This window comes from Hyalangium minutum (assembly GCF_000737315.1).
GTDB lineage: Bacteria > Myxococcota > Myxococcia > Myxococcales > Myxococcaceae > Hyalangium > Hyalangium minutum.
The window spans coordinates 96,301-119,531 of the sequence record NZ_JMCB01000022.1 but is presented as its reverse complement, the minus strand read 5'-3'; the positions used below and the strand labels follow the sequence as shown (position 1 = coordinate 119,531).

The following is a 23,231-nucleotide window of genomic DNA, read 5'->3' as shown; positions in this document are numbered from 1 at the left end:
GGATGACGTCTCTGTATGGCGCCGAGCTGGCCGCCGGGGCCTGGGTGGAGCGGTGGAAGATCGAGAGCCGCGCCGCGCAAGGGGGCTCGAGCATCCTCTACCGTGCGCGGCACACGACCAGCGGCCAGTCCGCGGCCCTCAAGGTGCTGCGCGCCGAGTATGGCTTCTCCGCCTCGGCGCTGCGCCGCTTCCACCAGGAGGCGGCGCTCCTGGCGCGCGTCCGCCACCCGCACGTGGTCGAGCTGTATGGCTCGGGAGAGCTGGAGGATGGCCGCCCCTGGCTGGCCATGGCGTGGGTGGAGGGCAGCACGTTGGCCCAGTGGCTGGAGGCTCGGGGCCGGCTGGAGGCCGCCGAGGTACTCCCGCTCCTCGAGCAGCTCTGCGGCGCGCTGGAGGCCGTGCATGCCGCGGGGCTCGTTCACCGCGATCTCAATGCGCGCAACGTGCTGGTGCGCCGGGGCTCGGGGCCCCCTCAGGTGGTCCTGGTGGATTTTGGCATCGCCCGCTCCCTGGAGCCTCTCGTGGGCTCGCCCGACACCAGCACCGGCCGGGTGTTGGGCACCCCGCTGGCGCTGGCCCCCGAGCAGATCCGCGGCGGCACGGTGGATGCCCGCACGGACCTGTATGCCCTGGGCGTGCTGCTGTACCAGCTGCTCTGCGGGCAGCCCCCCTTCCGCTCCGGCGACGTGGCCGAGCTGATGGATCAACACCTCTCGGCGCCTGTCCCACCCCTGGCCCCCTTGGCTCCGGTGCCTCCTGCTGTCGAGGCGGTGGTGCGGCGCTGTCTGGAGAAGCTGCCCGAGGCACGCTTCAAGAGCGCGGGCCAGGTGCTGGAGGCGCTGCGCGAGGCGCTCCAGCCCGCCGCGCACTCCGTGGCTTCCTCGCGCGCCGCAGCGCTCTACCTCGAGCTTGTCGCCGCCCCTGGCGCCAGCTTCGAGGCGCTGGAGCGGCTGGATGTGCTGTGGGAGCAGGCCTTGCGCTCCCTGGAGGCGGGAGGGTTCAGCGTGAAGACGCAGGGCGCGGGGATGATCCTCGCCACGGCTCCGTTGCCCGCGCTCCCTCACCCAGAGCGCCTGGAGCGGACCCGCCTGCTCGCGCTGGCGCGGAAGCTGGGGCAGGGCCTGGAGGCGGCGCGCCAGGGAGAGGCTCTCCAGGTGACGCTGACCCTGCATGTCTCCCAGGCATCAGGTCCGGAGCTGCTCTCCCCGGCTCGCTGGGCCCTTTCCGGCCCCGGCGTGCATGCCACCGAGGCCGCACGGGAAGGGTGCGAGCACGGCCCGGACGGATCCTGATCAGCGCTTGATGCCGTGACGCCGCAGCAACCGGTACAGGTACACCCGATCCATGCGCGCGGCGGTGGCGGCCTGGGTCTGGTGGCCTTGATGCGTCTCCATCAGCAGCGAGAGGTAGCGGTGCTCGAAGTCCATCAGGGCCTGCCGCCGCGCCTCGGTGAACGGGACGCTCAGGTCCACCGGGAAGCCCGTGGCCGAGGGGCTCCAGTTCGTGTCCCCGGACGGGGAGGGCGCCTCCTCGAACACCATGCAGCGCTCCAGGTAGTTGCGCAGCTCCCGCACGTTGCCCGGCCAGGCCCACTGCTGCAGCCGCGTGAGCACCTCGGGGCTGAGCAGCGCGTGCCGCTGCTCCTCCGAGGCCCCCAGCGAGGCCAGCACCGCGAGCGCCACCTCCCGGAGATCCTCCAGCCGCTGCCGCAGCCCCGGCATGACGATGCGCACCACCGCGAGGCGATAGAAGAGATCCGCCCGGAAGCCGCCGGTGTTCACCAGCCAGCGCAGGTTGCGGTGGGTGGCCGCGATGATGCGGACGTTCACCTTCTGCCAGACGTTGGAGCCCACCCGCCGCACCTGCCGGTCCTGCAGCACATGAAGCAGCTTGGGCTGAAGCTCCGCGGGCAGCTCTCCCACCTCGTCCAGGAAGATGGTGCCGCCGGCTGCCTCCTCGAAGGCCCCCACGCGGCGGCTCACCGCGCCCGTGAAGGCGCCCCGCTCGTGACCAAACAGCTCGCTCTCCAACAGCTGCGACGGCAGGGCCGTGCAGTCCACCACGAGGAAGGGTCTGTCCTTGCGCGGGCTGGCCTCGTGCAGCGCCTGCGCGGCCTGGCTCTTGCCCGTGCCTGTCTCGCCCTCCAGCAGCACGGTGGCGTCGCTCGCCGCAGCCTTCTCCAGCAGATAGAAGGCCGCGCGCATGGCCACCGAGGTGCCCACCAGCGTGCCAAAGCGCGTCTGCTCCGAGATGCGCAGCTGGTTGCTCTCGGGGCTGAAGTCGAAGCGCACCACGAGAGCGCCCAGGTGCAGCAGGCTTCCTCCTCGCAGAATCGCCTCCTTCACCCTCACCCCATCCACGATGACGCCGTTGAGGCTGCTCATATCCCGGACGGTGACGCCCTCGGGCCCCGCCTGCAGCTCGCAGTGAAAGCGCGAGATGGTGGGCTCATCCAGCACGAAGTCATTCCGGGGATGCGAGCCCACCGAGCCCCGATCCGCCGAGGACTCCCAGGTGGCGCCCACCATGGTGCCCTCCACCACCGTGAGGCGGAAGCGGCGGAAGCGGCCCGGTTCCTGCCCCCCCAGCTGGGCGTGCGGCAAGGTCTGTCGTGCCGGGTCCTCCGGGTGCGGTGGTTTGTCTTGCATGGGATCGACCCTATGGGGCGTGCACTGAAACCCTAGGCTTGGGAAAGTCTGGCACGATCAAGGAGGGGAGGGGGCGGTGAGGCGGGGGCCCGACCATGGCACGCAGGGAGGGGTGCACGTAAGACCCCGAGGGCATCCGCAACTTCGTGGCCCAGGCCACCCCCGCGGACTTCCCGGCTCAGGAGGAGGGCTCTTCGTTCTCGCCGCGGTGGAGCTTGCGGTAGAGCGTCTTGCGGTCCACGCCGAGGATGCGCGCGGCCAGCGTCCGGCTGCCGCCGACCGCCTCGAGGACGCGGTGGATGTAGCGGCGCTCCACCTCCTCCAGCGTCACCAGCTCGGACATGTCCGGGACCTCGTGCATGACTTGGGGCGTGGAGTAGCTGCGGACGCGCTCGGGCAAGTCATCCACGGTGAGCTGCTCGAAGGAGGTGAGGGCCACGGCGCGCTCGATGCAGTTCTGCAGCTCGCGCACGTTGCCGGGCCAGCTGTAGCCCAAGAGCTTCTGCGCGGCGGCGGGGCTCAGGCCCAGCACGCGCTTGCCAGTGCGAGTGGCGAAGTGCTCCACGAAGTGCTGGGAGAGCAGCAGCACGTCATTGCCTCGGGCCCGGAGCGGCGGCAGCTCGAGGTTGATGACGTTGAGCCGGTAGTACAGGTCCTCGCGGAAGCGGCCCTCCTCCACCGCCAGCTCCAAGTCCCTGTTGGTGGCGGCGACGATGCGCGCGTCGAACTCCACTTCCTCGCTGCCGCCCACGGGGCGTACGCGGCGCTCCTGCAGCGCGCGCAGCAGCTTGGGCTGGAGGCTCAGCGGCAGCTCACCCACCTCGTCCAGGAAGAGGGTGCCGCCGTGGGCCTGGACGAAGAGGCCCGTGCGAGTGGTCCGGGCGTCGGTGAAGGCGCCCTTCATGTGGCCGAACAGCTCGCTCTCCAGGAGCGGCTCGGGCATGGCCGCGCAGTTGAGCGCCACGAAGGGCCCGCCGCGGCGCCGGCCTCGTGTGTGAAGCGCTCGGGCCGCCACCTCCTTGCCCGTGCCGCTCTCGCCCGTAATCAGCACGGTGGTGTCCACGTCCGCCACGCGCTCGATGAGGGCATAGGCCTGGCGCAGCGCCGGGCTCTGGCCCACCAGTCCATCGGCCTCTCCCTCCCGGCCGAGCGCCTGGCGCAGCCGCCGCACCTCCTCGCGCAGGGCGCGGTGCCGCACGGCGCGCTCCAGCAGCAGTACCAGCGCGTCCAGGTCCACCGGCTTGGTGATGAAGTCGTAGGCCCCGGCGCGGATGGCCGCCACCGCTGTCTCCATGCTCCCGAAGGCCGTCACCACCACCACAGGGATGTCCGGCCGGTTGAGGACGATGCGCTCGCACAGCGCCAGCCCGCTCATCCCCGGCATCCGGAGGTCCGTGAGGACGGTGTCGAAGTCCTCCGCGCTCAGGGCCGCGAGCGCGTCATCCGCTGTCTCGCACGCGCGCGGCTCGAAGCCTCGGCGAGTCAGCCCCTTCTCCAACATCACGCGCATCTCGCGTTCGTCTTCGACGATCAGGATGCGACCTGGCATGCGCTGTCTTCCTTCGGGAGGTAGATGGAGAAACAGCTACCCTTTTCGGGCTCGCTTCGCACGTCGATCCAACCGCCGTGGTCCCGGATGATTCCATAGGAGACGGAGAGGCCCAGCCCCGTTCCCTCGCCTACATCCTTCGTGGTGAAGAAGGGCTCGAAGATGTGGGGAAGGACTTCGGGGGCAATGCCCTCGCCCTCGTCCGCCACATCCACCCGCACCCACTCCGCCTCGTTCCCGCCCGCCTCCTCCGGAGCGGTGACGCGGGCGAGTCCGGCTCCCACGCGCAGGGTGCCCGGGTTCTTCATGGCCTGCAGGCCGTTCATCACCAGGTTGGTGAGCACCTGCTGGAGCTGTCCGGTGTCCACCTGCAGCGTGATGGCCTCAGGCACCTCGGAGACGATGCGCACGCCCCGCTTGGAGGCCATGGGCTGCAGCAGGCTCAGCGTCCGGGTGACCAGCTGCGCGAGCTCCTCGGGGGCTCGCTGGGGGGAGCGGCGCCGCGCGAAGTCCAAGAGCTGTCGGATGATGCGCGTCATGTGCTGGGCCTGCTGGGCGATGATCTGGGCGCACTCGCGCACCTCGTCCCCCTCCGCCTCGCCCGAGGAGATCATCTTCGAGCGGCCCAGCACCACGTTGAGCGGGGTGCCCAGCTCATGGGCCACGCCCGAGGCCAGCTTGCCCACGGTGGTGAGCCGGTCCGCGTGCCGCAGGTGCTCGAGCGCGGCGAGGCGGGCCGCCGTCTCCGCGGCGATGGTCTCCCGTGCGCGCAGCAGCTGCTCGCCCATCTGGTTCATCTCCAGGGCCAGCGTGTCCAGCTCGTCGCGCTGGTGGAGGTGGACGCGGGCGTCCAGGTGGCCCTCGCCGATGCGCCGGGCGAGCTGCACCAGCTGCTCGATGGGGCGTCCCACCAACTGGCGTCCCATGGCCATGGCGGCCACGAGGAAGCCTCCGGCGAGGGCCAGGGTGGCCAGGGTGGTGCGCAGCACGGTGCTGCGCACGTGCTTCTGCTCATCAATGAGGGACTCGGAGATCTCGATGGCGCCCAGCCGGCCGCTGACGGACACGGGGATGTACGAGCGCAGCAGGCCCGGAGGCACGCGCATGTCCGTCACCGCCGCCTCCTGGCCCAGGCGCAGGGGAGTGAGCAGCTCCGGGGGCAGGGCAGGGTGGAGCGTGTGCCCCGAGGGCCCATCGATCCACACCCAGCTCAGGCGGACCTGATCCTGGAAGCGGTTGGCTTGGTCCAGCAGGGAGAGGGCTTCGTCCTCTCCCGATTGCTGCCAGGCCTTGCCGATGGAGCCGGCAATCGTGTGGCCGAGCAGCCGATGGTCGTGCCGCATGTCCTCGGCGGAGCGCTCCAGCTCGCGCCTCACCTCCAGCGTCTCCATCAGCGCGAGGACGCCGACGGCGAGCAAGGCGAGGGCCAGGGTGAGCTTTCGTGCGAGCTTCACGGGATGTCCGGAGCGCTCCCCCGCGGAGCTCAGTTCGCCGGCGCGTTGCCCTGATCAGCGGCCGAGGCGGCGTCCTTCTTGGGGCTGGCCTTGGTCGACTTGGTGCTCTTGGCCGGCTTGGCGGCCTTCTTCTCGGTGGTGGACTTCTCAGCGGCAGGCTTGGCGGCCGGCTGGCCGGCAAAGGCGGCGAGCGAGGAGAACGAGAGGGTCAGGCCGAGCAGCAGCGAGGTGGTGCGCTTCATGGAGACATCCTTGAGCATGAGACCCGCGGGATGCGGGCACGGCCAGACGAAGCAGCCGCCGTGCCAACGGTTCGCGAGCGACGAGACTCGAAGGGAGCCGCTCGCGCTGAGGCCCTCCTCGCCCCAGAGAAGCCCGGGGCAGAATGCCCCGCGAGGAAGAATGCCCCGGGCCTCATGGGGCCACTGCCGGGGGAGAACCTCATGGCACGCGGCATGCTTTGCTTCAGGGGTTGTTTCCTTCTCTCCCGTGAGACGACTCCATGGTGGCGGATTCTCCTGTGCCCTCCGCGCTGCCCAAGCGGGCGCTGCGCATCCTCCTGGCCGAGGACGATGACGCGATGCGGAACATGATCCAGCAGGTGCTGACGCGGGCGGGGCACACCGTGGTGCCGTTGGAGGATGGCTTCGAGCTGGCGGACTACGTGGAGCTGATCCGCCAGGACACAGGGCTGGGGCCTCCGGATCTCATCCTCTCGGACGTGCGGATGCCTGGACGCACGGGTCTCGAGGTGCTGGCGCAGGTGCGGGCGCGAGGGCTGACGTGCCCGGTGCTGTTGCTCAGCGCGTTCGCGGACGAGCCCACGCGCGAGGAGGCCCGGCGGCTCGGCGCGCAGGCGCTGCTGGACAAGCCGGTGGACATGGATGAGCTGAAGTCCGCGGTGGTGACCCTCTGCGCGGCCGCGCCCGGAGCCTGAAGCGCCGATGCTCGCCTAATCGAGGGCGCACTGCTGGTAACGGTGACGGTGCGCTGGCTCGGCTCGCTGCGTTGGGTTGAGCCAAGCAAAGACAGGCATCCGCCACGGGTGCGTCACAACACCCGTTCGCGGCGGGCCTCCTCCAGTGTGTACTCCTTATAGCCAGGGGCAAAGGGGCCTGTCTTTTGGACGAGCCACGCGCAGGAACCCGGAGGCAGGTAGAAGTCCTCCTCGAAGGGGGAGAGCCCCAGGTGGCGCAGGTAGTCCTTGAGCATCTCAAAGGAGAAGCGGTCCCTCACCCGGCGCGCTTGATACTGCTCCACCTGCTCGAAGGGGAAGGGCTCGCCCGACTGCTCGAAGACCCAGCGGCCCCCATCGTTGGCAGCGGCCAGGGCGCGCACCGTGTTGCTGATCTTTCCCGGCTGCTCCGGGCCGTACACACTCAGCATGACTGCGCCATAGCGGCCTTGGTCCCCGCGCAGGGTGTGGGGCACGGCGACCACCCGCAAGCACCGGATGCTCAGCTGCCGGGCCATGACGCGCATGGGGCTGGCGGCATCCGTCCCAGTCCACTGGTTGGTGACGTAGGCGGTCCAGGCGCTGCGCGTGGGGATGAACAGGCGCCGTTGGGTCTCTCCGCCACTGAGGGGCAGCAAATGGGATAGGGCCTGCTCCAGGGGGCCCGAGACGGAGAGCACTTCAATGGTGAAGCCATGGGACGTCGCCAGCCCTCTCTGCCACGTAGCGAAGGCTTGCGCCGCCTGCTCGGCGCCCGCCGCCAGAAAGCCCATCTCAGAAGTGACAGGCGCCCAGCGGTCCTCCAGCAGCAGCCCCTTCATTTCTTGCGTCATGGAGTCACGTCTTGCGGCTCAGGGATGGTGATCCGGATGACGGTGGCTTCTGGGTCGTTGGCGGTGAGGCGCGACTGGTGGCCAGGGCCACGGCCCGAAGTGGGTGAATCGTACTCCACATGGTAGCGGCGGCCATCGTAGTCGAATTGCAGATCCGGCCGATTGATTCCCACGCGCTGGCCGTCCCTGAATGTCACTTGTTGTTGGTTCACCCGAATGTTCTCGGCGCCGAGCTCGTTCTCCAGGTACTGGATGTCCCTCTGAAGTTGCGCATTTTGCCTGGGGCTAGGGCTAATGGGACGGTCCGTATCGAGGAGCTTTGGCACCTTCGGCTTGATGGTGACGTCCTGAGGCAGGCGTGGGCCGACGGGCACCTGCGGCGTCGGGTTCTTGCCCGTGAGGGCTTGGACCAGTTCGGCTGAGGGCGCGAGGGTGCCCGGCGCCGGAGAGGGTGGTGCTGGAACCGGAGCGGGTTCTAGAGCGGGCGCCGCGGCTCTCCGTAGAGCAGGCGGAGCCTCCACCTTGCCAGGAGCCACCGGCTGCACCGGCTCCGCGACACCCCACCCGGGCACTGGCCGCGTGGCGGTCATCAACTTCCCAGCGGCCACTCCCACCGCCAGCGCCGTGAAGAACTCCTGGGCCGCTCCGAGCTGGGACACCTCCTGCCCGGTGAACATCTCCTGGCCACTGGCCATCTGCCAGCCGCGCTCCAGCGCGAAGTGCAGCGGATTGACGTCCCGGGTCACCCCATGCAGCTTCAGCAGGAGCTGAAGGGTGACCGGGTGCGTCACCGTGTAGTGCTTGATGATGCGTCGGCGGTTTTCCCAGTGGGCATACCCCTCGGCGGCGGCGGCTCCTGTGCTCAGCCGCTTCTCCAGGTCCTCGCGCTGCGCGGGGGTCAGGCGCTCGGGCGTCACCGGCGGCCACATGCGGATGGGCTCGGGCACCGTCGCCGCGCTCATGGCCTCGGTGTACTGGCGCTCCCACTGGGACAGCGGGTGAGTCCACTGCTGCATGTCCTGCTCACCGGGGCCTGAGCCCCACCAGAGCGCTACGTCCAGGGGTCTTCGCAGCAGCAGAATCTGCTGAATCACATCCCGCTCACCGAAGGGGACAGGTGCCGCCTCCGAAGGAGCGGGCGCAGGCCCCGCCGTGCTCATCTCCGCTGCGGAAGAGGGGCCTGGGCCCTGCTGCGGGAAGGCGCCTGCTGGACTGTGGGCGGACTGCTGCGCCCAGGGGCGCTGAGACGGGGCGAGGGCAGGCGCACGGGACGGTGGGCCGAAGCCGAAGAGGAGGCCCACTCCGAGGGAGACCACCCCTTCGCCTTGCGCGAAGCGGGAGGGCGGGAACGCGTACACGCCCGCAACGCCCACCTCCAACCCAATGCTCCCGCGGATGGCGTGCACCCCGGCTTCGCCGCCAGCGCGCAGCCGTGGAGCTCCCCAGGAGCGGGGAGAGAGGGCCGCTCCACCCATGGCTTTGAAGTACAGCGGCCCCTCGCCCGTGAAGCGCGCCACCGCGTCCGTGGACAGCTCCCACGCTCCGGCGGAGGTGACCGGGGGCTGCACGGTCAACCGCGCCCCTATGCCCTGGCCTGCCTCCCACAGGCCCCACACGCTCACGCTGTACGAGGTGCGCGGCGCCCAGGGGCCGCCCAGCGCAGTGCCCTGAGAGACACCCGCCCCCACCACGGCGCGCACTGGGCTCGTCTCGTCAGAGGCGAATGCTCCGGGCGCGACGAACACAGCGAGCAGCAAGAGGCTGACAGCCGCATGGAACCGCGGAGGCTGGCTCGCTCCCGGGCATCTCATGCGGCAACCCCTTTGAGGGCGGCTCCTCCGGCGCTGGCGACGAGCAACACACGGAAGAGCACTTCGGCCTTCCAGACACTCCGCCACAGCAGCATGCGTCACCCCGTCTTCCGAGGAGGTGATCAGCGTAGAGGGCTGCTCCGGGGAAGAGGAGGAGCCGCCGGGTGGCGCCGTCCTTCACTCCTGGCCTCCCTGCGGGGGAGGCTCCCGCCCAGCGCCGACGCCTGGACGCTTGCCTCGCCTCTGCTCCCTGCCCACGTAGAGACGCGCTGCCGCGGCTGTCCTGCCTGCTGGGGCGTTCGCCACGCGCCCACTGTGACTGGCCCAGCGATGACCCGATGCGGAAGTGGCCCGAGTCCCAGGGGACCTACGAGAGGGAATCGCCGGGGGCGCGGGGGCGGGCGCGCGTCTCGGAGCTTGGCAGGCAGGGCAGGCTGAAGGAGAAGGTGCTGCCCTTGCCCGGCGTGCTCTCCGCCCAGATGCGGCCCCCGTGCGCCTCCACGAGCCCCTTGGCGATGGCCAGTCCGAGCCCCGCCCCCCGGCTGGCCGCATCCTTGGCCTGCCAGTAGCGATCGAAGACGTAGGCCAACTGCTCGGGGGCAATGCCCTTGCCCGTGTCGCGCACGTGGAAGCTGACCTCGCCTCCCTGGTCCCTCGCGCTCACGGTGAGCTGGCCGCCGGCCTCGGTGAACTTCACCGCGTTGCCCAGCAGGTTGCCGAGCACCTGGAGCACCCGCGTCCGGTCGCACCGCACCCAGGGCAGATCGTCCGGCACATCCATCATGACGGAGAGCTGGTGGTTCTCCGCCAGGGTGCGGATGCTGTCCACCGCGTCCGTCAGCAGCGTGCCGGACTCCTCCTCGCGCAGCTCCAGCGGCAGCCGGCCCTCCTCCAGGCGGCCCCAGTCCAGCAGGTCCGAGATGAGCCGCAGCGCCCGGTCCGAGGCATCGCGGATGCGGCCCGCGTGCTTGAAGACATGCTCGTCGCGGGGGACACCGGGGCGCTCGCGCAGCAGCAGCGCGGCGCCCATCTGCACCACGTTCAGCGGGTTGCGCAGATCATGCGAGACGACGGCCAGCAGGTCCTCGCGGGCGCGGGTGGCGCGGCGGGACTCGCCGAAGAGGCGCGCGTTGTCGATGGCGAGGCTGGCGCGCTGGCACAGGTCCTCCGCCAGCGCGAGGTCCTCCTGCCCGTAGCAGCGCCCCGAGTGCGAGGCCACGAAGGTGATGGCCCCCAGCGTGTGCCCGCGCGCGCGCAGCGGGATGATCATGTACGAGCGCGCCTGGAGCAGGGAGAGGAGCGTGGGGTGCAGGGGCTCGGCGGCGGCGGCGCGCAGCAGCGAGTCCGTCACGGCGGGCACCAGCTCGGGCTCGCCGGTGTGCAGCACGCGCAGCAGGCCGATGGGCGCACTGGGGCGCAGCTGCTGGCGCTGAGGCAGGGCGCGCGCCTTCTCCTCTTGCGTGGGATCCAGGCAGGCCGAGGCCACGCGGCTCACCCAGCCGTCCTGCTCCACGGCATCCACCAGGCACCAGTCCGCGAGGTCCGGCACGGCCAGGTGAGCCAGCAGGGTGTACATGCCCTGCGGATCCGGCGGGTGGGCGAAGAGCGTGCTCATCGCCTGATAGAGGAAGGAGCGGCGGCGCTCGGCGGTCTCGACCTCGGCGCGGGCGTTTTGCTCCAGCTCCAGGGCCCTGACGTACATGGCCTGGGCCTCGGAGAGGGAGCGGAGCGTGATGAGGACGCGAGTGCCTTCCGGGGAGCCCGCCAGGGGCGTGAGCTGGAAGGAGTGGAGCGCGGGGCCCTCGGGTGTGGGCCAGGTGCTCTCCAAGGTGCGCGAGGTGCCAATGGCGAGGGCCCGGCCGCGCTCGGTCTCCAGGCGGGCCAGCACCTGCAGGTCCACCGGGAGCTCGGCCCAGCGGCGGCCTACCAGCTGGGCCGCTTCCAGGCCCAGGGCGCGAGCCCCCGCCGCGCTGCATGCCAGCACGCGGCTCGCTTCATCGAGCAAGTAGGCTGGCTCCGGAAGCGCCTCGAAGACGCCCGCCCAGCTATCGGCCTGCTCGCTCATGGCCCGGTTCGAACTCACGCTCAAAGAAGAAGAAGTCTGGCCCAGTTTTGTTCCTCACTGCCCCCCCTGTCCAGGGGGCATCCCTGCAGGTCAGCGCTCGGACATGATCTGGCCAACACTTCGGGTGAGGCCCGTATTCTCAGGCTGCGGAGGTGGCCAGCTCCTTGAGGTGGGAGGCGATGGAATCCAGGGGGAGCACGGCCTCGGGGAGCCCTGCGGCCACAGCCACTCCGGGCATGCCGAAGACGATGGAGGTGGCCTCGTCCTGGGCCAGCACGCGCCCACCGGCCTGGCGCAGCTCGCGCAGCCCCTCCAGGCCGTCCTGACCCATGCCTGTGAGGATGAGTGCGACACAGCCCGCGCCGTAGGCGCGCGCCACGGAGCGGAAGAGGTAGGTGCCCGAGGGCCGGAAGCCCCCCACCGGCGCGGTGTTCGACACCTGCACCAGGCCATCCGCGGAGACACCCAGGTGCCGATCATCCGGGGCGATGTAGACGGTGCCCCGCTTCAGCAGCTCGCCCTCCTCGGCGACCTTGACGGTGAGCGGTGTGACGGAGTCCAGCCACCCCGCCATCCCCTGCGCGAAGCCCAGGGCGATGTGCTGCACCACGAGGATGGGCAGGGGAAAGTCCGCGGGCAGCTCCGAGAAGATGCGGTGAAGTGCCGCGGGGCCGCCCGTGGACGCGGCGATGGCCACCACCGTGGGCTTCGAGCGGGTGCCCACCGTGGGCATGGGGCGCGAGGGCGTCGAGGGCACGCGGACCGGCCAGTGCCGCACCACCTTCACTCCCGCCATGGCCTTGAGCGTGTCGCGCAGGTGGCGGCTCTCCCGCTCGAAGTCCGGAGACTCCGGGCCCACGAGCTTCTGCAGCACGGCGAGCGCACCCGCGCGCAGCGCGGACATGGAGGTTTGAATGTCCCGCTCCACCAGCGTGGACACCACCACCACGGGGGTGGGCACCTCCGTCATGATGCGCTTGGTGGCTTCCAGGCCATCCATGTTCGGCATCTGGATGTCCATGGTCACCAGGTGCGGGCGCAGGCGCTGGGTGAGGTCCACCGCTTCCAGTCCGTCCTTCGCCTCGCCGACCACTTGCAAGGTGGGGTCCTCGCGGATGATCTCCACCAGGAGCCGGCGGGCCGTGGGTGAGTCCTCCGCCACCACGACGCGCAGGGGGTTGGGCAGGTTGGCGTTCATAGCAGTCGTCTCAGGGTCTCCAGCAGGTTCGTCTGATCAAAGGCACTCTTCACCAGGTAGGCACTGGCGCCCACCTGGAGGCCGCGTGCCTTGTCCTCGGGCCGGCCTCGCGCGGTGACCAGCACCACGGGCAGCCGGGAGAAGCGGGGAGAGGCCCTCACGGCCTCGGTGAGCTCGAAGCCATCCATGCGAGGCATCTCCAGGTCCGACACCAGCGCATCGGCGCCGATCCGCTGCAGGCGCTCCCAGGCCTCGGCGCCATCGGCGCACGCCATCACCTCGTAGCCCGCGGCCTCCAGCAGGCTCTGCTCCAGGGCGCGGGTGGTCGGCGAGTCCTCGGCCAGGAGGATGCGCTGGCGGGCGCGCTGAACGGCGGGCGCGGGGAAGAGCGAGGCCGCGGGGACACCCTCCGCGGCGCGGACCAGAGAGGCGGGGTGGAGCAGCAGCGCCATCCTCCCGGTGGGCAGCACCGCGGCGCCGGACACGTAGCGCGTGCGGCGCATGCGGGGCCCCAGCCCGCGGACGAGCACCTCCTGCTCGGCCAGCACCTCGTCCACCCCCAGGGCCACGTGCAGGGGACCGGAGGTGAGCACCACCGTCGGGAGCCGCGTGAGCGGAGCCCCCGGCGGCATGCCCAGCACCGAGGCCAGCGAGGTGAGCGGCACCAGCGCGTCCTCGGCGGCCCACACCTGCTGGCCCTCGACTTCGCGCACCTCGGAGGGCGCCAGCCGCAGGAGCCGCTCCACGTTCTCGGCGGGCAGGGCGAAGGTCTGGCCGCCGGCGTTCACCAGGAGCACCCGGAGCGTGCTGAGGGTGAGCGGCACGTCCAGCACGAAGCGCGTGCCAGCGCCCGGGCGGAAGGACACGTCCACGCTGCCCCGGAGCGCCTCCACCTGGGTGCGCACCACATCGAGCCCCACGCCGCGCCCGGAGACGGACGTCACCTGCAAGGCGGTGGACAGGCCCTGGAGGAAGATGAGGCGGGCCACGGCGGCGGCGTCCTCGGGAACCTCCCAGCCCTGGGCCTCGGCCTTCGCGCGGATGGCGTCGAGGTCCAACCCCCGGCCGTCGTCCTCCACGGACACCTGCACACGGCCTCCCGAGATCCGGGCGGCCAGGAGGACATGGCCCTCGGCGGGCTTGCCCGCGCGGGTGCGCTCCTCGGGCAGCTCCAGCCCATGGGCCACGGCATTGCGCACGAGGTGGAGCAGCGGCTCTCGCAGGCCCTGCAGGAGCGAGCGGTCCAGCTCCAAGCTGCCGCCAAGAATTTCCAGGCGGACCTGCTTGCCCGCGCTCCGTGCCACGTCCCGCGCGGTGCGCTCCAGCCCCTCGCAGGCCTCCGCGAAGGGCAGCGTCCTCGCGCGCCGCACTTCCTCGTCCAGGCCGCTCACGGTCTGGGACAACGCCAGCCGGTCCGCCAGCAGCTCGCGGGAGAGCTGAGAGAGGCGGGTCTCCAACCGGCGCGCGGCGGCCTCCTCCGGGCCGCTCAAGCGCGCACGCAGGACGGACAGCTCCTCCCGCAGGGACTCGGCCCACTCCGCGCGTCCGTCGAGCCGGAGGCTGGACACTCGGAGCTCCCCGCTGCGCGCCAGCAGCGCGTCCAGCTTCTGCGCGGACACACGGACGGGCAGGGCCTCCGCGCTCGACGCCTCGGCCACGGGCTCGGGGCGAGACTCGGGGGCCTGAGGAGCCTGAGCTGTGGGAGCTGGAGCAGCAGGGGCTGGAGGGACGGGGGCGGTGCCTTGTCCCTGTGCCGCCGCGGCCAGCCGAGGCAGCAGTGCCTCCAAAGGAGAGCCGGCCAGCTCTTGCTTCCGGCCCAGCCTCTGCCGCGCGTCGTCCAGGGCATCCGCCACGGCGAAGCCCAGCTCGAACACCTCGGGGTTCACGGGCTGGCCGGGCTGCACCGTGGCCAGCACCTCCTCCAGCCGGTGGCACACCAGCTCCACCAACCCCAGGCTCACGGCGCGCGAGGCCCCCTTCACGCTGTGCACCGTGCGCAGCAGCGTGGAGAGCAGCTCCCGCACGCGCCCGGGCTGGGGGGTCTTCTCCCAGGCCAGCAGGTCGCGGTTGAGCGCGGCCACGTGTCCCTCGAGCTCCTCGAGGAACGTGGCCATCAACGCCTGTGCCAGACGATCCTTGTCCATCAGCGTCCGTATTCGCTCAGGAGGTTCTTGAGCTTCAGGCCCATGCCGTTCAAGTCCTGCAGGGCGCGCTCCGTCTGCCGGGTGGAGGAGAGGGCCTGCTGGGAGGACTGGTTCACATCCCGCATCGCCTGGCGGATCTGCCCGATGCCGGTGGCTTGCTGGTTGGCCGAGGCAGCAATTTGAGCGGCTGTGAGCGAGGCCTGCACCAGCAGCTCACCCAGCCGCTGAATGGTGGTGCCCGCCTGGGCCACCACGCGCGTCGCCACGGCCACGCTCTTGGTGCCCTCCTCGGTCGTCATCACCGCGGAGTGCGTGGCCTTCTGGATGTGGCCCAGGATCTGCCGCACCTGGGCGGTGGCCTTCTTGGACTGGTCGGCCAGCGCCTTCACCTCGGCGGCGACGACGGCGAAGCCCCGTCCCTGTTCTCCGGCACGGCTGGCCTCGATGGAGGCGTTGAGCGCCAGCATGTGCGTCTGCTCGGAGATGTCATTGACGGTACTAATGATGTCTCCGATGGCCTGCGCCTGCTCGGCCAGGGCGAGGATGCGCGCGGCGATGGACTCCACCTGCTCGCGCACGGTGGCCATGGAGGAGACGGCCTCGTCCACGGCCTGGCGCCCGGTGCGTCCCAGCTCCTCGGACTGACGGGCGGACTCGCTCACCGCGCGGGCCCGGCCCGCGGCCTCCTCGGACGTCTGGGCGATCTCCTCCACCGTGCTCACCGTCTCGGAGACGGCGCTGCCCTGCTCCTGGGCGCTGGCCACCTGCTCGGTGGTGCTGGAGAGGATCTGCGCGCTGGCGCCCGCAAGCTGGTTGACGAACTCGGCCACGGTGCGCAGGGTCTTCTCCCGCTGCTCCGACTGCCGCGCCAGCTGGGCCTCGGCCTCCTGGCGCCGCTCGGCCATGCCGTTGAAAGCGCGGGCCAGCTGGCCGGTCTCGTCCTCGTTGTGGACCTCGATGCGGTGGGCCAGGTCTCCCTGGGCGAACCGGCTCACGCCCTTCATCAGCCGGTCCAGCGGGTGGGTGATGCCGCGGGTGATGACGATGCTGCCCACGGCCACCACCAGCAGGCCCAGCGCGGCGCCCAGCACGAGGATGACGAGCCCCCGCTGCGCGCTCTGCTGCACTTCGCTCTGCTGCTCACTCCAGGTCTGCTCCCTCAGGCCCTGCATCTCGTCCAGCTGCTCGCGGATGACGGTCATGGTCTCCAGCCCGCGGTTGCTGCGGACGAACTCGACGGCCTTCTCCAGGCCTCCTTCTCCGCGCCGCAAGCGGATCCCCGTCTCCAGCTCCTCTAGCCGGGCCTTCAAGAGGGGCTCCACCCGAACGAGCCGGCGCTGCAGTTCTGGATCCTTCAGGCCCGTCTTCAGGTTCTGGAGACTGGTGTCCACCACGTCGAGCGCCGCCCGGTAGGGGACCAGGTGGGCCTCGTTGCCCGAGAGCAGGTAGCCGCGCTCGGCCGACTCGGCGGTTAGGATGGCCAGGCGCATCTCGCGGATGTCCTTGAGCACCCGCCGCGTCTCCAGGAGTGTGTCGGTCGTCACCGCGAGGTGTTGGAGGACCTGGTAGGCCATGGCGGCCATCGTCAGCAGGACCAGCAGGGACAGGCCGAAGCCTGAGCCAATCTTCTTCCCGATGCTCATACTTTCCCTTCGTCGGTGAGATCGAAGACGAGGCGACTGTCGCCCAGTAAGGCCTCGCCCTCCAGCAGCAGCGTGCCCTCGCGATGGATGCCGGACACCAGCCGCGCGGCCTCGGCGGAGAGTGTGGCGGGAGGGGGCAGCAGGGCGTCACGGGAGATGAGGGCGACTTCCTCCACCTCCTCCACGGACAGGCCCAGGTCCGCCCGGCCCAGCCCAATCAGGAGCACCGCCGAGCCACGGCCCGACACCGGGCGTCCGAAGAGGGGCGCCAGCTCCACCACGGGGAGCACCTCTCCGCGCAGCAGGGTGAGGCCTCGGAGCAGGGGCGGGGCGCCGGGTAGGGGCGTGAGCTCCGCGGTGCGCAGCACCTCGTGGACGAAGCGGGTCTCCAGCGCGTAGTCCTGGCCACCGGAGCGGAAGCGCGCCACCTCCAGCAGGGTGTCCGAGGCCCGCTCTGGAACGACGGGCCGGGCCAGCTCCCGGGCGCGCACGTCGAGCAGGGCCTGGGCCTCCTCGGGTGTCCGCGTGAGGGCGCTCCCGGTGGCCTTCGCCAGCCGGCCCAGCCGCGCATAGGCCTCCTCCCAGTCCAACCCCTGGCCTGTCTTGCGTTCCGCCATCAGCCCTCCCTCCGGGACTCAGCCGCTTCGAGCCGTTTGCGCTCGCTCTGGGCCACCTTGGCCAGCCGGCCCGCGCTCTCACCCTCGGAGAGGGGAACGATGGCCTCTGGCTGCAGGGCGGAGCAGAGGGCCTCGGCGGCGCGGAAGGCCCGCACCGCCCCCGAGGTATCTCCCAAGCGCCGCAGCACATAACCCAGGGTGAGGTGAGCCACGGCCAGCGAGGGCTCCAGGTAGAGCGCCTGCCGGGCCGCGCGCTCGGCCTCGCCCAGCCGGCCCACGCTCATGAGGAGCAGAGACTCCAGGTAGCGCAGCTCCACGTCCATCGGGTGGCGGGCCGCCGCCTCGGCGCAGGCCTTCACGGCCGCCTCGGGTTCGACATTGGCCAGCGCGCGGACCTCGATGACGGCGGCTTCGGGGCTGGGCTGCTGGGCTCCGGCCAGCTGTGCGGCCTTGCGCCAGTCCCCGCGGGCCATCGCCTCCCGGGCAGGTGCCAGGCCAGCGGAGGCGGTATCTAAAGGAGGAGCCGCTGGTGGCGGAGGCGGCGCGGGGGGCGCGGGAAGCAGCGCGGGGGGCGCGGGGAGCAGAGGCGGGAGCGGCCCAGAAGCCAGCGCCGGCAGGGCGGGAGCCACGGTGGGCAGGGCCGGGTAGGAGCGGTAGTTGGAAGGAGGCAGGGCCCGAGGAGGCCGCGCAGTGGGACGCCGGTAGGCCACGCCCCATTCGGTGAGGAGGGGCTCCAGTGGCGCCAGGTCGACGAGGGAGGGATCCGAAGGGCCGGTGATGAGGAAGCCGCCATCCGCGAGGCTCGCGTGGAGGCGGCGGGCCACGGCCTCGATGGTGGGGCGGGTGAAGTAGATGAGGACGTTGCGGCAGAAGATGATGTCCAGGTCGTGGATGCCGCTGCTGCGCGAGGGCCACGTCTCCAGCGCGAGGTTCAAGTAGCTGAAGTGAACGCGCTGGCGCACCTCGGGAGCGAGCTCGTAGCGCGGCGTCCCCATGTGCAGGAAGGGCCGCATCCGCTCGGCTTGGATGCCCCGGAGGGACCAGGGGCCATAGCGGGCCACCTGCGCCCGGGCGAGCGCCGCGCGGGAGATGTCCGTGGCGAGCACCTCCATCCGGTCTCCGAAGCCCTCCTCCATCAACAGCACGGCCAGCGAGTAGGGCTCCTCGCCGGAGGCACAGCCCGCGCTCCACACGCGCAGGGTGTGCTCCGGGCCGCGCAGCCGCCGCAGCTCCGGGAGCGCTTGATGGCTGAGGAAATTGAAGTGCTCGTGCGTGCGGAAGAAGTACGTCTCCCCAATGGTCAGCTCGGTGAGCAGGTCATCGAGCGCCGCCGGGTCCGAGGAAATGAGCGCGACATAAGAGGAGAAGTCCTGCGTGCCCGAGCGGGCCATGGCCCGGTTGATGCCGTCCTCAGCGGCGGGCACGCACGTGGGGGGCAGCAGGCCGGCGCGCTCCTGCACCCGCTCGAAGACCCGGGCATAGCCAGTGTCGCTCCAGGGCAACTCCTCCAGGCTCACGTGCCCCCCGAGGTGCCCGCGAGCGCCGTGTCGAGGGCCAGTCCCTCGGCCTCGGATAGGAAGCTCCGGAGGTCATGGACGAGCACCAGGCCCTCGGGCAGCTTCACGGCGCCCGCCACGTAGCCCACACCGGGCAGCTCGCGCGGCGTCTCGTCCAGGGTGCCCGCGGGGAGCGTGAGCACCTCCTCGGTCCGGTCCACGTGCAGCACCACGCGGCGCGGGCCCGCCTGGGCGACGATGAAGTGGTCCTCGGGGGACAGGGGGCGGGGCGGCAGCCGGAAGCGGCGGCGGAGGCTGAGCACGGGCAGCAGCTCGCCGCGCAGGTTCATCAGGCCCTCCACCACGTCGGGCGCACGGGGCAGGGGGGTGAGGCGCGCGGCGCGGACCAGCTCTCGCACATCCCCCAGAGGCAGCGCATAGCGCTGGCCTTCCAGGGTGAAGAGGAGCACCTCGTAGGGAGTGGGTGTCATTCGAGAAGAGAGTGCCGGGTGTCCGGACCCCCTGGCTTAACAGGGCCGCGCAAGGCCGGAAACCTCCGCGTGGAGCAGGTGTGCACCGGAAGAAAGGAGGGCCCCCGGGTCTCCTGGCCTGCTGCAACGTGAACCGGGTCCGGGCATCCTAGGCCGCATGGTGCGACATGTGATTGTCGTAGGGGCCGGACCCGGAGGGCTGTCGGTGGCCATCAACCTGGCGGGCCAGGGGCTGAAGGTCACCGTGGTGGAGAAGGACGCCCTTCCAGGCGGCCGCATGAAGGGACTCACGCTGGGCGAGCGCGGGGAGTACGCGCTGGACACCGGGCCCTCCATCCTCCAGCTCCCCGGGGTGCTGGAGCGCATCTTCGTGCGCTCGGGCAAGCGCATCGAGGACTACGTGAAGCTGGTGCCGGTGGACCCGAACACCCGGGTGCACTTCTGGGACGGCACCTACCTGGACACCACGAAGGACGTGGCGCGCATGGAGCAGGAGGTGGCCAAGTTCGGCCCCGACAAGCCGCGCGCTCTGCGGGCCTGGCTGGAGGAGGGCCGGGAGAAGTACGGCATCGCCTACGAGAAGTTCATCGCCACCCACGCGGGGAGCCTGGGGTACTACGCGCCGTGGCGGCTGGCGCCCGCGGCGCGCTTCAAGCCGTGGCAGACGCTGTACCGGCACCTGGACTCGTTCTTCCACGACGACCGCATCACCTACGCGCTGTCCTACCCGTCCAAGTACCTGGGGTTGCACCCCACCACGTGCTCCTCGGTGTTCAGCGTCATCCCGTACCTGGAGCTGGCCTTCGGCGTGTGGCACGTGGACGGCGGCTTCCGGGCGCTGGCCCGGGGGATGATGAAGTGCGCGCAGGATTTGGGCGCCACCTTCCGCCTGGGCGAGCCCGTGGCCCAGGTGCTCGTGGACGCGGGGCGCGCGGTGGGCGTCCGGCTGGCCAGTGGCGAGAAGCTGGACGCGGACGCGGTGGTGGTGAACGCGGACCTGGCCTACGCGGCGCAGAAGCTCATCCCCGCCGAGGCGCGCGAGGGCTCGCGGCTGACGGACGCGGCGCTGGAGAAGGCCAAGTACTCGTGCAGCACCTTCATGGCCTACTACGGGCTGGACACGGTGTACGCAGACTTGCCGCACCACCTCATCTATCTGTCGGAGAGCGCGCGGCGCACGGACCGGGATGCGCTGGAGGACCGCGTCCTCGATGTGGAGGATCCGCCCTTCTACGTATGCAACCCGTGCGTGACGGATCCGTCCGGCGCGCCCAAGGGCCACTCCACGCTGTATGTGCTGGTGCCCACGCCCAACACCTCGCAGAAGGTGGACTGGGCCACCGCCGAGCGCACCTTGCGTGAGCGCATCCCCGCCATGCTGGAGAAGGTGGGGATGAGGAACGTGCGCCAGCACCTCCGCGCGGAGCGCTACTTCACGGCGGAGACGTGGCGGGATGACTTCCACGTCTTCCGAGGCGCGGTGTTCAACCTCTCGCACACGTGGCTGCAGCTCGGGCCGCTGCGGCCGAAGGTGAAGAACCCGAACGTCGAGGGCCTCTACTGGGTCGGCGGAGGCACGCACCCGGGCAGCGGGCTGCTCACCATCATGGAGAGCGCCAACATCGCCGCAGACTACCTCACGCGCGAGGCGGGCAAGGGGCCATTGCCGCAGTGGCCGTATGTGCCGCCTCTCGAAGGATTGCCTTCCTCCCAGGTGAGGGCCGGCTGAGACAGTCCCTGGGGTCACTCCTCAGTGCGAAGCGAATGGTGGTATGAGCGTCCGGTGGGGGGCACGGATGCCTCGAGTTGAGCGGAGCTTCTTCCAACGTGGAGGGCGGGCCTGGCTCGCCCAGCGGGCGCTCGTGCCGCTGTGGCTGCTCCTGGCCGGCGCGGCCGCGTTTGCCCAGGGAGCGCCCGAGCAGCGCGTGCTCCAGGTCGGCAGCGAGGTGGACTATCCCCCGTTCGCGCTGGGGCAGAAGGGCGGCGAGGCCTCGGGCTTCACCGTGGAGCTCTGGCGGGCCGTGGCCAAGGAAGTGGGGCTGCCCTACACCATCCAGGTGGCGCCCTTCCACGAGGTGCTCGGAGGCTTCAAGGAAGGCCGCATCGACGTCCTCATCAACCTGGCGGAGTCCGTCGAGCGCAAGGGCTTCGCGGACTTCTCCGTGCTGCACGTGAAGGCATACGGCGCCATCTTCGTGCGCGCGGGGGACTCGGACATCTCCTCCGAGGAGGACCTGCAGGGCAAGTCTCTCATCGTGATCCGAGCGGATCTGCCCCATGACTACGCGGTGTCCAAGGGCTGGGAGCCCAACCTGACGCTGGTGAAGGACACGGCCGAGGGCCTGAGGCTGCTGCGCGCGGGCGGGCACGACGCCATGCTGGTCAACAAGCTGGTGGGCCTGCAGACGCTGCGGGAGCTGGGCTTCAAGGACATCAAGCCCGTGCCCGTGCAGCTGCCGTTCTTCCAAAAGTTCGGCTTCGCCGTGCACAAGGGCGACGCGGAGACGCTGGCGGAGATCAACGAGGGTCTGGCCATCACCAAGGCCAACGGCACCTATGACGCCATCTACGAAAAGTGGTTCGGCGTGCTGGAGCCCAAGGAGATGACGCTCCTGGCGGCGGTGAAGATCGCCGCGCCCTACCTGTGGCCCCTGCTGGCGGCCCTGGTGGTGACGATGGGCGCCTACGCCCGGCAGGTGAAGCTCTCGCGGGAGCTGAAGGACCGCAGCGAGCGGCTCAAGCACAGCCAGGGCGAGGTGGAGCAGCTCAACACCCTGCTGGAGCAGCGTGTGCGAGAGCGCACGCTCGCGCTGGAGGAGGCCAAGGCCGAGGCGGAGAGCGCCAACGAGGCCAAGTCCCTCTTCCTCGCGGCCATGAGCCACGAGCTGCGCACGCCGATGAACGGGGTGCTCGGCTTCGCCCAGCTGCTCGAGAACACCTCGTTGGATGACGAGCAGCGGCAGTACCTCGTCACGCTCCAGCAGACGGGTGAGAACCTGCTCGACATCATCAACAAGGTGCTCGATCTGGCGAAGATCGACGCGGGCAAGGTGGAGCTGGAGAAGGTCCCCTTCGAGCTGCGCAAGCACGTGGAGAAGCCCCTCGACGTGTTGGCCGCGCAGGCGAAGAAGAAGGGGCTGGCGCTGTCGCTCGACCTGGCCCCCTCCCTGCCGCGGTACGTGGTCGGGGACGCCGCCCGCTTCCAGCAGATCCTCACCAACCTGGTGTCCAACGCCATCAAGTTCACGCGTACCGGCGAGGTCCGCGTGACGGTGAAGGTGGAGCGCGAGCCGGAGGCCCCAGGCGCCCCCATGACTTTGCTGTTCGGGGTGAAGGACACGGGCATGGGCATTTCCAGGGAGGCCCAGCCGCGCCTCTTCCAGGCCTTCATGCAGGCGGACTCCTCGACCACGCGCGAGTACGGCGGAACGGGCCTGGGGCTCGCCATCTCCAAGCACCTGGTGGAGCTGATGGGCGGGACGATCGGCGTGGAGAGCGAGCAGGGCCAGGGCGCGTACTTCTGGTTCCAGGTGCCCTTCCAGGTGCTCGCCCGGGCTCCGGGCAGCGTCGGGCCTCCCTCGAAGGGCGAGGCGCTCGCGGCGCTCTCGGGCCGCGTGCTGCTGGTCGAGGACAACGAGACGAACCAGATGGTCGCCCAGCACATGCTGCAGTCGTTCGGCCTGGAGGTCGTCCTGGCGCAGAACGGCGTCGAGGCCGTGGAGGCCTGCCGCCGGGGCTCCTTCCACGCCGTGCTGATGGACTGCCTGATGCCGGAGCTGGATGGCTTCGAGGCCACCCGCCGCATCCGCGCCCACGAGGCCTCGGCCCCCGCGGGCGGCCGGCTCCCCATCATCGCGATGACGGCCAACGCGCTGGCGGGAGACCGCACGCGCTGCCTGGAGAGCGGGATGGACGACTACCTGGCGAAGCCCTTCAAGCGCCAGGCCCTCCACGAGGTGCTCACGCGCTGGATGAGGTGAAGCGGGGCCTCCTCCTCTGGAGGGCAGGCGGGCGGACGAGGGTGGGATACCTGCCACCCCGTCAGCGCGTGTCCACCTTCGGTTCAGGGCGCAACACCGCGCACGGCGAAGGAGGAAGCGTCATGGGTGAGTGGATTGATAAAGCCAAGGGAAAGATCAAGGAGACCGCCGGAGTGGCCACGGGCAACCGTGAGCTGGAGGCCGAGGGCAAGGCCGACACGTTGAAGGGCAACGTGAAGGAGAAGGTCGAGGACGCCAAGCGGGCCATCAAGGACGCGGTGGATCCGGATCGTCCGAGCCGCCGCGAGCCGTAACCCTGCCCCAGAGGGGGAGGGACTTCGGGGCCG

Annotated in this window: 18 protein-coding genes; 5 read left to right on the top strand and 13 right to left on the bottom strand. The window is 70.5% G+C overall.

Features of this window, described 5'->3' with window-relative positions; all coding sequences use genetic code 11:
* The first annotated feature begins 2 nt into the window (after window positions 1–2).
* Window positions 3–1,292, top strand: a complete 1,290-nt coding sequence (locus DB31_RS38180) for a serine/threonine-protein kinase (protein WP_044197514.1) — start codon at window positions 3–5, stop codon at window positions 1,290–1,292.
* On the opposite strand, the gene DB31_RS38175 is transcribed toward DB31_RS38180, so the two are convergent.
* From DB31_RS38175 to DB31_RS38160, 4 genes are all read right to left on the bottom strand, one after another.
* Entirely contained in the window at window positions 1,293–2,648 is a 1,356-nt protein-coding gene (locus DB31_RS38175; RefSeq protein ID WP_044197513.1) for a sigma 54-interacting transcriptional regulator, read from the bottom strand.
* A gap of 178 nt (window positions 2,649–2,826) precedes the next feature.
* On the bottom strand, window positions 2,827–4,197 hold the full coding sequence (locus tag DB31_RS38170; RefSeq protein ID WP_044197511.1) for a sigma-54-dependent transcriptional regulator: 1,371 nt from the start codon (window positions 4,195–4,197) through the stop codon (window positions 2,827–2,829).
* Complete coding sequence (locus tag DB31_RS38165; RefSeq protein WP_044197509.1) at window positions 4,179–5,651, bottom strand: sensor histidine kinase; 1,473 nt, start codon at window positions 5,649–5,651, stop codon at window positions 4,179–4,181. The genes DB31_RS38170 and DB31_RS38165 overlap by 19 nt, the downstream gene beginning before the upstream one ends.
* Window positions 5,652–5,680: 29 nt before the next feature.
* The gene (locus tag DB31_RS38160) at window positions 5,681–5,893 is read right to left on the bottom strand and encodes a hypothetical protein (protein WP_157232372.1); all 213 of its coding nucleotides are present in this window, start codon (window positions 5,891–5,893) and stop codon (window positions 5,681–5,683) included.
* Between the two features lie 260 nt (window positions 5,894–6,153).
* On the opposite strand from DB31_RS38160, the gene DB31_RS38155 reads away from it, so the two are divergent.
* Entirely contained in the window at window positions 6,154–6,588 is a 435-nt protein-coding gene (locus DB31_RS38155) for a response regulator (RefSeq protein WP_044197506.1), read from the top strand.
* A gap of 113 nt (window positions 6,589–6,701) precedes the next feature.
* On the opposite strand, the gene DB31_RS38150 is transcribed toward DB31_RS38155, so the two are convergent.
* The 9 genes from DB31_RS38150 to DB31_RS38110 form a co-directional block, all read right to left on the bottom strand.
* Window positions 6,702–7,439, bottom strand: coding sequence for a hypothetical protein (locus DB31_RS38150; RefSeq protein ID WP_157232371.1), 738 nt, complete (start codon window positions 7,437–7,439; stop codon window positions 6,702–6,704).
* On the bottom strand, window positions 7,436–9,250 hold the full coding sequence (locus DB31_RS38145) for a hypothetical protein (RefSeq protein ID WP_044197502.1): 1,815 nt from the start codon (window positions 9,248–9,250) through the stop codon (window positions 7,436–7,438). The genes DB31_RS38150 and DB31_RS38145 overlap by 4 nt, the downstream gene beginning before the upstream one ends.
* Before the next feature lie 367 nt (window positions 9,251–9,617).
* On the bottom strand, window positions 9,618–11,315 hold the full coding sequence (locus DB31_RS38140; protein ID WP_044197500.1) for a sensor histidine kinase: 1,698 nt from the start codon (window positions 11,313–11,315) through the stop codon (window positions 9,618–9,620).
* Between the two features lie 139 nt (window positions 11,316–11,454).
* The gene (gene cheB, locus DB31_RS38135) at window positions 11,455–12,513 is read right to left on the bottom strand and encodes a chemotaxis-specific protein-glutamate methyltransferase CheB (RefSeq protein ID WP_044197498.1); all 1,059 of its coding nucleotides are present in this window, start codon (window positions 12,511–12,513) and stop codon (window positions 11,455–11,457) included.
* Entirely contained in the window at window positions 12,510–14,657 is a 2,148-nt protein-coding gene (locus DB31_RS38130) for a hybrid sensor histidine kinase/response regulator (protein WP_044197495.1), read from the bottom strand. Before DB31_RS38130 ends, cheB begins: the two co-directional genes overlap by 4 nt.
* Window positions 14,657–16,300: a methyl-accepting chemotaxis protein gene (locus DB31_RS38125; RefSeq protein ID WP_044197493.1), complete on the bottom strand. Its 1,644-nt coding sequence runs from the start codon at window positions 16,298–16,300 to the stop codon at window positions 14,657–14,659. The genes DB31_RS38130 and DB31_RS38125 overlap by 1 nt, the downstream gene beginning before the upstream one ends.
* Window positions 16,297–16,917 (bottom strand): chemotaxis protein CheW, encoded by a 621-nt coding sequence (locus DB31_RS38120; RefSeq protein ID WP_044197491.1) that lies wholly within the window; start codon window positions 16,915–16,917, stop codon window positions 16,297–16,299. Before DB31_RS38120 ends, DB31_RS38125 begins: the two co-directional genes overlap by 4 nt.
* On the bottom strand, window positions 16,917–18,434 hold the full coding sequence (locus tag DB31_RS38115) for a CheR family methyltransferase (RefSeq protein ID WP_083969147.1): 1,518 nt from the start codon (window positions 18,432–18,434) through the stop codon (window positions 16,917–16,919). Before DB31_RS38115 ends, DB31_RS38120 begins: the two co-directional genes overlap by 1 nt.
* Window positions 18,431–18,904 carry a chemotaxis protein CheW gene (locus DB31_RS38110; protein WP_044197487.1) on the bottom strand — a complete coding sequence of 158 codons (474 nt, stop codon included), beginning with the start codon at window positions 18,902–18,904 and terminating at the stop codon, window positions 18,431–18,433. The genes DB31_RS38115 and DB31_RS38110 overlap by 4 nt, the downstream gene beginning before the upstream one ends.
* 157 nt (window positions 18,905–19,061) lie before the next feature.
* On the opposite strand from DB31_RS38110, the gene DB31_RS38105 reads away from it, so the two are divergent.
* From DB31_RS38105 to DB31_RS38095, 3 genes are all read left to right on the top strand, one after another.
* Window positions 19,062–20,633, top strand: coding sequence for a phytoene desaturase family protein (locus tag DB31_RS38105; RefSeq protein WP_044197486.1), 1,572 nt, complete (start codon window positions 19,062–19,064; stop codon window positions 20,631–20,633).
* Window positions 20,634–20,700: 67 nt separating this feature from the next.
* A complete protein-coding gene (locus DB31_RS45630) occupies window positions 20,701–22,884 on the top strand; it encodes an ATP-binding protein (RefSeq protein ID WP_052420574.1) in 2,184 nt (727 codons plus the stop codon).
* Between the two features lie 122 nt (window positions 22,885–23,006).
* Entirely contained in the window at window positions 23,007–23,198 is a 192-nt protein-coding gene (locus DB31_RS38095; RefSeq protein WP_044197484.1) for a CsbD family protein, read from the top strand.
* Window positions 23,199–23,231 lie beyond the last annotated feature (33 nt).

Excerpts from the sequence above, each read along its gene's own strand:
- DB31_RS38170 (WP_044197511.1), bottom strand. The coding sequence starts at position 4,197 with ATGCCAGGTCGCATCCTGATCGTCGAAGACGAACGCGAGATGCGCGTG.
- DB31_RS38180 (WP_044197514.1), top strand. The coding sequence starts at position 3 with ATGACGTCTCTGTATGGCGCCGAGCTGGCCGCCGGGGCCTGGGTGGAG.
- DB31_RS38150 (WP_157232371.1), bottom strand. The coding sequence starts at position 7,439 with ATGACGCAAGAAATGAAGGGGCTGCTGCTGGAGGACCGCTGGGCGCCT.
- DB31_RS38105 (WP_044197486.1), top strand. The coding sequence starts at position 19,062 with ATGGTGCGACATGTGATTGTCGTAGGGGCCGGACCCGGAGGGCTGTCG.
- DB31_RS38145 (WP_044197502.1), bottom strand. The coding sequence starts at position 9,250 with ATGAGATGCCCGGGAGCGAGCCAGCCTCCGCGGTTCCATGCGGCTGTC.
- DB31_RS38140 (WP_044197500.1), bottom strand. The coding sequence starts at position 11,315 with ATGAGCGAGCAGGCCGATAGCTGGGCGGGCGTCTTCGAGGCGCTTCCG.
- DB31_RS45630 (WP_052420574.1), top strand. The coding sequence starts at position 20,701 with ATGCCTCGAGTTGAGCGGAGCTTCTTCCAACGTGGAGGGCGGGCCTGG.
- DB31_RS38160 (WP_157232372.1), bottom strand. The coding sequence starts at position 5,893 with ATGAAGCGCACCACCTCGCTGCTGCTCGGCCTGACCCTCTCGTTCTCC.
- DB31_RS38175 (WP_044197513.1), bottom strand. The coding sequence starts at position 2,648 with ATGCAAGACAAACCACCGCACCCGGAGGACCCGGCACGACAGACCTTG.
- DB31_RS38155 (WP_044197506.1), top strand. The coding sequence starts at position 6,154 with ATGGTGGCGGATTCTCCTGTGCCCTCCGCGCTGCCCAAGCGGGCGCTG.
- cheB (WP_044197498.1), bottom strand. The coding sequence starts at position 12,513 with ATGAACGCCAACCTGCCCAACCCCCTGCGCGTCGTGGTGGCGGAGGAC.
- DB31_RS38095 (WP_044197484.1), top strand. The coding sequence starts at position 23,007 with ATGGGTGAGTGGATTGATAAAGCCAAGGGAAAGATCAAGGAGACCGCC.
- DB31_RS38110 (WP_044197487.1), bottom strand. The coding sequence starts at position 18,904 with ATGACACCCACTCCCTACGAGGTGCTCCTCTTCACCCTGGAAGGCCAG.
- DB31_RS38130 (WP_044197495.1), bottom strand. The coding sequence starts at position 14,657 with ATGGACAAGGATCGTCTGGCACAGGCGTTGATGGCCACGTTCCTCGAG.
- DB31_RS38120 (WP_044197491.1), bottom strand. The coding sequence starts at position 16,917 with ATGGCGGAACGCAAGACAGGCCAGGGGTTGGACTGGGAGGAGGCCTAT.
- DB31_RS38125 (WP_044197493.1), bottom strand. The coding sequence starts at position 16,300 with ATGAGCATCGGGAAGAAGATTGGCTCAGGCTTCGGCCTGTCCCTGCTG.